The sequence below is a fragment of the Pseudomonas sp. GW456-12-1-14-TSB6 genome (genome assembly GCF_059424205.1).
In genome coordinates this window covers 12,887-22,520 of record NZ_JBWKZE010000037.1, presented here as the reverse complement: position 1 = coordinate 22,520, position 9,634 = coordinate 12,887, and the positions used below count along the sequence as shown (strand labels likewise).

The window sequence follows — 9,634 nt, the reverse complement described above, 5'->3', positions numbered from 1 at the left end:
TATTTGCCCTGAGTGCGAAGCGACGTGGTTCTCGATCGACGAAATAAAGTTTCCCGGATTTGTGGACTACATGACTTATATGAAGAGTATTGGTCTGTCCCATCTGTGGGATGAGTTGGAAATTATTTCGGAGAAAATATAGGTGTCGGAGTAGTAAAGTCAGAGCAAAAGAGTGCAGATTTATTTAATTAAGTAAATCTGCATCCTTTACTTTTAGTCAAGGCTACGGAATGGGGCGGGGGTATTGGCCGGTGGGGTGTTTAAGCGGGTTCGTCGCATTTTTATCCCCGTCTTTTACGTTTTAATGGCTTTCTCTTTGAAGGATGACTATGCGCTGTTTCGGAATCTCATTGTTGCTGGGCGTAACCTTACTGGTGTCAGGCTGCAACACCACGCCAGTAGACAAAGCAACTGTTTACTATGATCGGGCGCAATTTTCTTCGCAGATCGTAAAAGACGATCCTTCTATGAGTGATCCGATTCTCCAGCACGGCCGCTGCTCATTGATTATCTCCACGCCGGGGTCAAATACGGGGACCTACCAATTTTGTACTTTTGCGCTGACTGCCAAGGGGCTTTATGTCCAGGGGTGGGATGCGAAAGCGTTGAAGTATGTCGAGGTCGTGCACGTCGAATTGTCGAACATCAAAGCGATGTCGCTTCATACATTCTTCCGTACCAAGCAGCTTCAGTTAACGGAGGAACGGCGACAACTGGCTCTGAGTGCGTCGATTGACGAGGGTGGCTACGTTGATGCGGAAGCAACTGAACGGTTGTTCGATACCATCAAGAAAAAGGGGGTTCTCGTGGTGGAAAGCAAGGGGATGATCAATCCGCCTGCGCCGCCAGCGCCGATGATTATCCCTATCGTTATTCCGAGATAGAGCTACTGAGAACGGGGCGGGTTTATTTGATTCGATAAAACTGCCCCTTTTTTGTGAGATGAAATTTAGATGAATATCGGAGCTTTGTACTCTGCCATTTCAAGCAGTTCATTTGGTCTCTCAATGGGCGCGATCTGGCAGCATTTGAGCGTAGAACTTACGAGCTTCAAGATAAGCGATGAAGAAAAAGCGGGTGTTTTCCTGGAGGTGTTGGCGCGTCTGATGCTTGTGAAACAAAAGGGGACAGATTAATTTGATTGAATAAATCTGTCCCCTTTGTATGTCCCTTTGTATGCCTTTGTATATTTGGGGAGGTGTATATGATTTGCCCAAGATGTCAGTAGGACGACGTTATCAAAGCGATGATAAAAGCGAATAAGTCAATTATTTTTATTTGCCCTGAGTGCGAAGCGGCGTGGTTCTCAATCGACGAAATAAAGTTTCCCGGATTTGTGGATTACATGACTTATATGAGCAGTATTGGTCTGTCCCATCTGTGGGATGAGTTGGAAATCATTTCGGAGAAAATATAGGTGCCACAGTAGTTAAGGCGGAGTAAAGGGTGGCGGGTATTTGCCCGTAGAGCCGTGTCTGCACTGGCGGTTTAAAATGTGAATTCTGAGCTGTCAAGGAACGCCTTGGCTTTAGCCATAGCGCTGAGAATGTGAGCTGATGTTTGAGGATTGCTGTGAAAGCAAACAAGGCAATGGAATCGCTGCTGGCTGACCTGCCGCACGTTGTTATGGAGGGTGAGCTTGAGCGTATTGCACGTTCTGATTTTGTCGAGCGTGATGGTTGTATTTTTATCGCAGCTCTGAATCCTCAAAGTCATATGGGCCTCGATAGCTTCCCTGACAGAACCGGTTATGAGTGTTTCGTGAACTCGGTTCATATTGATGATTATGTCAGCGATGATTTATTAGCCACCGCCATTTCCTGGTTGTCCTTGGTACTTGATCAATGGAATAAATCCGGTCTGCCGGGTGTTCTTCAGGGGAGCGTTTCAAGCGACGAATTCGGTGCAACGGTCAAGGTTCATGTGCTCCGCCCAGATGAGCCCTGGTTGGGCGATGACCTTGAGGGGTATGAGCAAGCAGTGCTTACTGTTAACTCGGGCGACATGGGATTTCTTGCCCGTATCAAGAGGCTTTAATGAATGACTAATGATTTTCACTTGCTCGGCCCAGGAGACCTTGGGCTCATCCGCGCAGGTATCACCCGGAAAAAAATGGGACAGATTTATTTGATTAATAAATCTGTCCCATTTTTTAATTTGATTAATAAATCTGTCCCATTTTTTAGTCCTTTTTAGAATCTATTTGGCTTTTTATTTGGGTGGCGTGGCTAATAAGTCGTTTGGGTTTTATAAGGAAGCAAACAGTGAGAAATAATATCGTCTCTCGTGTGATGATTTTTTGCGGCCTGCTTGGGATGGTGTTGTCAGTATGTTTTATAATTTCCTTAGTGATGGTTTTGTTGCTGATGTTTTTTCTATATTTTTTTGCGAGCCTGATTTTAATGTGCTCTTTCTGTGGATTGGTATGCCGTTGACGTTGCTCTTGTCTATTTGGTGGGCGGGCAAAAATCTCGATTATATAAAAAGAGCTACGGATGGACGTTAATTAAGAAGAGGTAAGAAAAGGGGGGGCGGAATTATTTGATTAAATAAATCTGTCCTCCTTTTTTACGAATTAGAAATTTGAGGTGCATATGAGAGAGTTGTTCGGTCAGCCATATAGCCAGTCAGACCCTATTTGGATTGTTAAAGGGTATTTTGACAGGATGTACACTGACGGCCGTTTTATCGAGGCGGTTGGCTATCTTGTGAAAAGATGGGGGTTCAGTGTGGATGGGGCATACTGTAACTATCCTGATGAAAGCAGCCCGTTCGACGAAGAACACTTCGAAGGGGTGGAATTTTCCTATGGCTATCCCCCGAGTGATGAGGACTCCATCGTCGTCAGCGAATCGGTTTGTACTGAGTATCTTCGGCTAGCTTGTGAGAAGTACCTTCAGCGTCATCCTGAAGATAAGGCGAAAATAGAAGAATTCTTACGGGTTGTCTCTTTTTGAATTTAAGAAAAAAAGGGACAGATTAATTTTATTAAATAAATCTGTCCCCTTTGTACCGTGGATAGTTGTTGTCGATTGCAAGTTCATCCTTGAGTGAACGCGAGCCAGAGATAACTGAGCCAGTGCGAAACATGGCTGGTATTTTGGCGGAGGAAATTCTGGTCGTGCTGCGTCGGCGCAATGGCTTCTATGCTTTTGAAGGCGCATTGCATGTCTTTCCAAGCGAGTCGAGTCAAAATGAAACGGGGCTTTCTGATTGGAATCATACCGATCTGTGGCGCAGTGGTTATAAGGGCTTGGCCGATAGCGGTGTCTTTTTTGCTGAGGATATCTTTGGTGGGCAGTTTTGTATCAAGGACGACAAGATCTATATATTTGATCCAGAAACTGGGTCTTTAGAGTACTTGGCTGCGGATATTGAAAGCTGGGCGCAAATGGTTCTTAACGACTATGAGGTGTTGACGGGATATCCGTTAGCGCATCAATGGCAAAAGCGCAACGGTCCAATTGCTGCGGGGATGCGCTTGTTGCCCAAGATTCCGTTTGTAATGGGTGGTGAGTTTTCCTTGGATAATTTGTACGTTGTTAATGCTATAGAGGGAATGCGGCTCAGAGCCGATATAGCCGATAAGATTAAAAGTTTGCCGAACGGCACTCAGGTTAAATATAGTCTTGACTGATAGTTTCTAGTCCTGAAATAGGTTTACACCTGTTTCACCCAACGCCCGATGCATCGCATCGGGCGTTGGGTATTTCAAAGACAGGTACCGACTGATCGACGCCCGGGGAAGACCCTACTTCGGATAAAGCGGCGGCAACCCACTGTCCCCAACCGGATCCTGCACCCGCTCCGCCGTCGGAATCGTCCGGATCGCCCGCCACAGATCCTCACCCTGCCAATGCTGCCCGGTCTCGCTGTATAGCGCTCCGTTCAAACCATCGAGCGCATCCGACAGCGGCACAAACCGCGCCGCCATGTCCGCCAGGGTTTCCGGCTGCTGGCGGGCCCAGGCGTCGAGGGCCTGGCGGGTGGCGTGGGGGTCGTTGGCCTGGCTGGCGCGTTTGATGTCGTCGAGCAGGGTGCGCGGGCTCGGGCCGGTTTGTGCGGCGCGCAGGATCGCCGGTTGCCAACGGGCACGCCACCAGAGGCCGAAGCCGAGCAGGGTGGTGCAGGCGAGAACGAACGTGCTGAGTTTCCACCGCCACAAGGCTTCGCTGTCGGCGGCGCTGAGCGGTTGCGCGTTGCCCGCCGGGGTGTCGACTTGCAGGCTTGGGTTGTTCGCCACTTGCAGGGTGCGCGCCGGCAGGCTGGTGTGTTCCAGGTGATCTTCGAAGGTGTTCCACCAGACGACGTCCACCGTTGGCAACTCGATCGAGCCACTGCGGCTCGGCACCAGCGCTTCACGTTCTTCACGGCTGCCGATCAGGCCGCGGTCGCTGCTCTGGTTGTTCAGCACCGGTTGATCCGGGTAGCGGCGCAGGCCGTTGGCTTCGGTGGCGGGCAGGGCGGGCAGTTGCGAGCTGGCCAGGCCTTCGACCTTGAGGGTCAGGCTGCGGGTCAGGGAGTCGCCGACCTGGGTGTGTTCCGGCTCCGGGTTCCAGCTTTCGCTCAGGCTCAGGCTGCGGGCCGGCAGCCACGGCGCATCGCTGGGGTAGGTCATCGGTTTGGGTTTGACCGTCAGCGAAGTTGCGGCGGAGCTGATGTGCATCAGTTTGCCCGGCTTCGGCCCCTGCGCCGTGGCGTCCTGTGAGGGTTGGGTATCGACCAGAGTGGCGCTGAAGGTCTGCGGAGCGATGCTCAGCAACCCGCTGTGCTGCGGATAGATCGCGTAGCGCATCTCGATCACGCCATGGCGCACACCGTTGATGTCTTTTTCGTAGGTGCGCATGTCGCCCAGTTGCTCGATGCGCGCATCGGCGATCTGCAACGGCGTCAGGCTGCTGTCGTCGTACAGCGACACCGAATGGTAGATGCGCAACGTCAGGATGGCCTGGGCCTGCACGTAGACACTGGTTTGGTCGAGGCTGGCTTCGATGAACACCGGTTCGCGGGCGCTGCTGTCTTCGCGGGTGTCGCTTTCAATCACCTGCACGGTGATCGGCTGGCTCTCGGCTTCACCCAGTTTCAGCGATGGGATTTCAACGCTGCCGTTCTGCTTGGGCAGCAGGGTAATGATCCAGCGAGTGGTGGCGCGGTTGTCATCGTTGAGGGTGTTCAACTGGTTGACCTGACGTGTGCCGCGCACTTCGAACAGCGGCTCCAGCGGGCTCAGGTCCGGTTTGCCGAACTGCGTGACATCGTTGGATTCGAGGGTGAGTTCGACCGTCTCGCCGGAGTTCAGGCGACTGCGATCCACACTGGCCGTCAGCTCGGCCGCCTGGGCGGTGGCCGTGCAGATCAGCAGGGGCAGCAAGAGAGCGGTGAAACGGGTCATCGAATGTTTTCCTGATCCTGATGTTGTTGCTGTTCGTACCAGAATTTGCGTCGCAGCAGTTCGCCCGGATCATCCGGGATCTTGCCCAGCCATTGTTCCAGCGCCTGCTGTTGCTCGCCTTCGAGGGTGTCCTCATTGGGGCGCAGCAGCGGCGGGGTGTTCTGTTCCTTGTCCGGTTCGCTGTCCGGCAGCTCGTTGGCACCCGGCAGCGGCGGGGTGGTCGGCGGCGGTTCGCTGACGGACTCACCGGTTTGCGGCTCGCTCTGGGTTTCGCTTTTGACCGCTGGCGGCGGAGCGGTCGCTGGCGGTGGTTCATCGCCCGGTAGGTTTGGCTGCGCCGGTTTGTCTTGCGGTTCGGCCGGCGGCGGGGCGTTTTTCTGTTTCAGCAGGTTTTCCACCAGCGCCTTGTTGGTCAGCGCCGGGCGCAGATCCGGTTGGCGTTCCAGGGCCTGTTCGTAGGCGTCCAGCGCTGCTTCCAGCTCACCGCTTCTGGCCAGGGCGTTGCCACGATTGTAGTGGGCGTGGGCGTCATTGCCCTCGGCGAAACGCTGAGCGGCGCCACTGTAGTCGCCGGCCTCGTACAACGCCACCCCTTGCCATTGCGGATCTTCGAAATGCTTCGCCGCCTCGGCCGGGCGCTTCTGTTTGAGCAGGTGCAGGCCTTGCTGATCGGGACGCAGCCACAGGTCTTCGAAGTCGAAGGCATAGCTCGGTTGCGGCAATGCCAGCAGCAACGGCAGGCAGAACAGCCAGCCACGCCGCCCGGCGCACGCGGCAAGCAACAACAGCGGCAACAGCAGCCAGTAACCCTGATCGGCCCAGGTGTCGAGGCGCACGGTCTGGCCATCGTCGCGCAGGCTGCGCGGGCCATCGAGCAGGCCGAGGTCGCCCAGATCGGATTCATCCAGCCGTGCGCTGCGGTACTCGCCGCCGACCGCGTTGAGGAATGCACCGAGACCCGGGCTGTCGAGTTGCGGTACGCGGATCGCGCCCTGGGTATCCTTGAGGAAACTGCCGTCTTCCTGAGCAATCGGCGCGCCCTCGGCGGTGCCGACACCGAGCATCAACAACTGCGCCGATTGGCCGCTCAGCGCATTGCGAATGCCTTGGCGTTCTTCTTCCGACAGCGAAGAGCCGATCAGCAGAATCCGCCCCTGACCCAACGCACCCTGCTTGAGCAGCGCCAGCGCCTTGCTCACCGCCAGATCGGCGCGATGACCGCTTTCCGGCATCAGCGAAGGCTTGAGCGCGTCGAGCAGGTTGCGGCTGGTCGCCAGGTCATCCGACAGCGGCACCAGCGTATGGGCGCTGCCGGCGTAAACAACGATGGCGGTCTGGGCGTCGCTGCGCACCTGCAACAGGTCGAACAGCTTGCGCCGGGCCTGTTCCAGTCGCGTTGGTGGCGAGTCGGTGGCGAGCATTTCCGGGGTCAGCTCCAGCACCACCACCAACGGGTCGGCGGGTTTCTGGCTGGTCTGTTCGACCCGTTCCCAACTCGGCCCGAGCAACGCCAGAATCGTCAGCAGCCAGGCCACGCTCAGGGCGACCCAAGGCAACTTGCTGTCGCGACCGCTGCCGCCACTGAGCAACGTGGCGTGGAAGGCCGGCGGCAGAATCATCTGCCAGCGACCGGCGCGTTTCTGCCGGTGCCAGAGCTGCCAGATCAGCCAGCCGAGCACCGGCAGCAGCAACAGCCACCAGGGGCGGAACCAGTGCGGCCAGAGGGCGATCATCGACGCCTCCGCAAACGCAGGCGCTTGAGGCGCTCGCGCCAGTCAGGCAGAGGGCTTTGCAGATACAGCTCTTTGGTGAACAGCCGTTGCAGCGGGTTGTCCGGCCACAACACGCGGGCCACCAGCAGAATGCTCAGCAGCAGCGCGAATGCCAGCGGCCACTGATACAACGCCTGTGCCGGGCGGGCCTGGGTCGGTTGCTGAGTCACCGGTTCGAGCTGGTCGAGGGTGTCCTTGATCGCTTGCAGCTCCCTGCCATCGCGGGCACGGAAATAGCGCCCGCCGGTGACCTCGGCGATGGCCTTGAGCGCCGGTTCGTCGAGATCGAGGGTCGGGTTCCCGCCGAGCAACGCCGTGGCGCCGCTTTCTTCAGGATCGGCGCCGATGCCGATCGGGTAGATTTTCACGCCTTCGCTGGCGGCCAGTTTTGCGGCGGTCAGCGGATCGATTTCGCCCCCATTGTTGGCGCCGTCGGTGACCAGAATCAGCACCCGGCTCTGGGCCGGACGCATGCGCAGGCGCTTTAGGGCCAGGCCGATGGCGTCGCCGATGGCGGTGTTCTTGCCGGCGATGCCGATCCGCGCTTCGTCGAGCCAGACCCGAACGGTGCGCCGGTCAAACGTCAGGGGTGCTTGCAGATAAGCCTGGCTGCCAAACAGGATCAGACCGACGCGGTCGCCATCGCGGCTTTCGAGAAAATCACCGAGCAAATGCTGAACCAGCGACAGACGACTGACGTCTTCGTCGTTCCATTGCATGTCCGGGAAATCCATCGAGCCGGACACGTCCACGGCCACCAGCAGATCACGGCCGCTGGCGGCAATCGGCAGCGGTTCGCCGAGCCATTGCGGGCGGGCAGCAGCGGTCAGCAACATCAGCCACAACAACAGAAACGGCGCCTGCTGGCGCCAGGCCGGCAGGTTGGCGCGGGCGCGACGGCGGGCGAGACCTTCGAGGTCGCCCAGGAAACTCACTTTCAGCGCCGGCTCGCCGCTGTCGGCCACCGGCAGCACGAGGCGCATCAGCCACGGCAGCGGCAACAGCAGAAAGATCCACGGCCAGGCGAACTCAAACATGTTTGCGGATCCAGGTGTCGACTGCCTGGGTCAGGCCGGCGATGGCTTTGTCGTCGAGTTTGCACTCGGGTTTGTAGGCGCCTTCGACGAGCACCATCCAGCGGGTCAGGCCGGCGGCGGGGCAACGGTTGTCGAGAAACGCCAGCCATTTGCGGCCGTTGAGGGTATGGCTCTGGCTGTAGGGGTAATGGTTGCGGCACAGGCGCTTGAGCAGGCCGTTGAGCTGCTGCAGCCAGGCTCCGGCCGGGGCGCCGTCGTAGGGTTTGGGCATCTGCGCCAGTTCGGCGAGTGCAGCGATGCGCACCGGATCGAGCGGCAGTTCGGCGCGCACGACCGGTTTTTTCTTGATCGGAATGAAACGCCGCAGACGCCAGACCGCAAAGCCGATCACCGGCAGCAGCAAAAGCAGCAGCCACCAGCCCGGCGCCGGTGGCCAGAAGGCGATCGGTGGCGGGGAGATCAGCGGTTGCAGTTGTTCGAGGCCGTTCATCGACCTTTCCCCGGGCGTTGCGGGTTAAGAAATTCGCGCATTTGCTCGACCATTTCGCTCTGGGTGCTCAGCGGCATCAGCAGCACGCGCAGCTTCTGCGCGAGCAGTTCCCAGCGAGCGATCCGCGCTTCGGCCTGGGCGCGGTAGGTCTGGCGCAGGTCGAAATTCAGCGTGTCGAGTTCCAGTTGCGCACCGCGTTCGGCGAATCTCAGCAGCCCGGCGGCGGGCAGGGCGTGGTCCAGCGGATCGGAAAGCGGCAGCATCAAAAGGTCGCAATGGCGCGACAGCAGGCTCAACTGTTGCTCGGCGCTGTCGGACAGTGCGCGCTCGTCACAGATCACGATCACCAGACTGCCTGGTCGCAGCACCTCGCGGGCCCGGCGCAACGCCACGCCAAACGCATCGCGATCCGGCTCCCGCTCGCTGTGCAGCGACTGATTGACCTTCACCAGCCGGTTGAGCAGTTGCAACAGGCTCTGCTTGCTGCGGCGCGGTTTGATTTCGTAGTGCTCGTTGTCGCCGAACACCAGCCCGCCAACCCGATCGTTATGACCCAATGCAGCCCAGCCGATCAGTGCCGCAGCCTGCGCTGCGAGCACCGATTTGAACATCAGCCCGGAGCCGAAAAACAGCCGCGTGCTTTGCTCGACCATGATGAAAATCGGCCGTTCGCGTTCTTCATGGAACAGTTTGGTGTGCGGCTCCTGCGTCCGCGCGGTGACGCGCCAGTCGATGGTGCGCACGTCGTCGCCGGCCTGATAGACCCGCACCTGATCGAAGTCCACACCACGACCACGAAATTTCGAGTGGTGCAGGCCGATCAGCGGGCTGCGCTGGCTCGGCGTGGAAAACAGCTGCACTTCGCGCACGCGGTGACGCATCTCGATCAGCTCGGCGAGGCTGATGCGGATGCCCGGTTCGGACGGCAGGGAGGCGTTCATCG

Annotated in this window: 10 protein-coding genes; 5 read left to right on the top strand and 5 right to left on the bottom strand. The window is 57.5% G+C overall.

What is annotated here, in order from left to right; all coding sequences use genetic code 11:
- Window positions 1-353 precede the first annotated feature (353 nt).
- The 5 genes from AC07Y2_RS25485 to AC07Y2_RS25465 all read left to right on the top strand — a co-directional run bounded on the left by AC07Y2_RS25485 (window position 354) and on the right by AC07Y2_RS25465 (window position 3,637).
- The gene (locus AC07Y2_RS25485; RefSeq protein ID WP_246883804.1) at window positions 354-884 is read left to right on the top strand and encodes a hypothetical protein; all 531 of its coding nucleotides are present in this window, start codon (window positions 354-356) and stop codon (window positions 882-884) included.
- 69 nt (window positions 885-953) lie between these two features.
- Window positions 954-1,136: a hypothetical protein gene (locus AC07Y2_RS25480; RefSeq protein WP_103387182.1), complete on the top strand. Its 183-nt coding sequence runs from the start codon at window positions 954-956 to the stop codon at window positions 1,134-1,136.
- A gap of 454 nt (window positions 1,137-1,590) precedes the next feature.
- Complete coding sequence (locus AC07Y2_RS25475) at window positions 1,591-2,037, top strand: PM0498 family protein (protein WP_064381157.1); 447 nt, start codon at window positions 1,591-1,593, stop codon at window positions 2,035-2,037.
- Window positions 2,038-2,594: 557 nt separating this feature from the next.
- Entirely contained in the window at window positions 2,595-2,957 is a 363-nt protein-coding gene (gene cdiI, locus AC07Y2_RS25470; RefSeq protein ID WP_074688559.1) for a ribonuclease toxin immunity protein CdiI, read from the top strand.
- A 131-nt stretch (window positions 2,958-3,088) separates the two neighbouring features.
- Complete coding sequence (locus AC07Y2_RS25465) at window positions 3,089-3,637, top strand: SMI1/KNR4 family protein (protein WP_219737006.1); 549 nt, start codon at window positions 3,089-3,091, stop codon at window positions 3,635-3,637.
- Window positions 3,638-3,751: 114 nt separating this feature from the next.
- Here the strand turns inward: AC07Y2_RS25465 and AC07Y2_RS25460 are convergent, their stop codons facing one another.
- Genes AC07Y2_RS25460 through AC07Y2_RS25440 form a run of 5 tightly spaced genes read right to left on the bottom strand, consistent with a single transcriptional unit; the run spans window position 3,752 to window position 9,632 of the window.
- A complete protein-coding gene (locus AC07Y2_RS25460) occupies window positions 3,752-5,392 on the bottom strand; it encodes a BatD family protein (RefSeq protein WP_103387183.1) in 1,641 nt (546 codons plus the stop codon).
- Window positions 5,389-7,125 carry a vWA domain-containing protein gene (locus AC07Y2_RS25455; protein ID WP_103387184.1) on the bottom strand — a complete coding sequence of 579 codons (1,737 nt, stop codon included), beginning with the start codon at window positions 7,123-7,125 and terminating at the stop codon, window positions 5,389-5,391. Before AC07Y2_RS25455 ends, AC07Y2_RS25460 begins: the two co-directional genes overlap by 4 nt.
- Complete coding sequence (locus tag AC07Y2_RS25450) at window positions 7,122-8,201, bottom strand: vWA domain-containing protein (RefSeq protein ID WP_085610528.1); 1,080 nt, start codon at window positions 8,199-8,201, stop codon at window positions 7,122-7,124. Before AC07Y2_RS25450 ends, AC07Y2_RS25455 begins: the two co-directional genes overlap by 4 nt.
- Window positions 8,194-8,691: a DUF4381 domain-containing protein gene (locus AC07Y2_RS25445; protein ID WP_039766825.1), complete on the bottom strand. Its 498-nt coding sequence runs from the start codon at window positions 8,689-8,691 to the stop codon at window positions 8,194-8,196. Before AC07Y2_RS25445 ends, AC07Y2_RS25450 begins: the two co-directional genes overlap by 8 nt.
- Complete coding sequence (locus AC07Y2_RS25440; protein WP_007959332.1) at window positions 8,688-9,632, bottom strand: DUF58 domain-containing protein; 945 nt, start codon at window positions 9,630-9,632, stop codon at window positions 8,688-8,690. Before AC07Y2_RS25440 ends, AC07Y2_RS25445 begins: the two co-directional genes overlap by 4 nt.
- Window positions 9,633-9,634 lie beyond the last annotated feature (2 nt).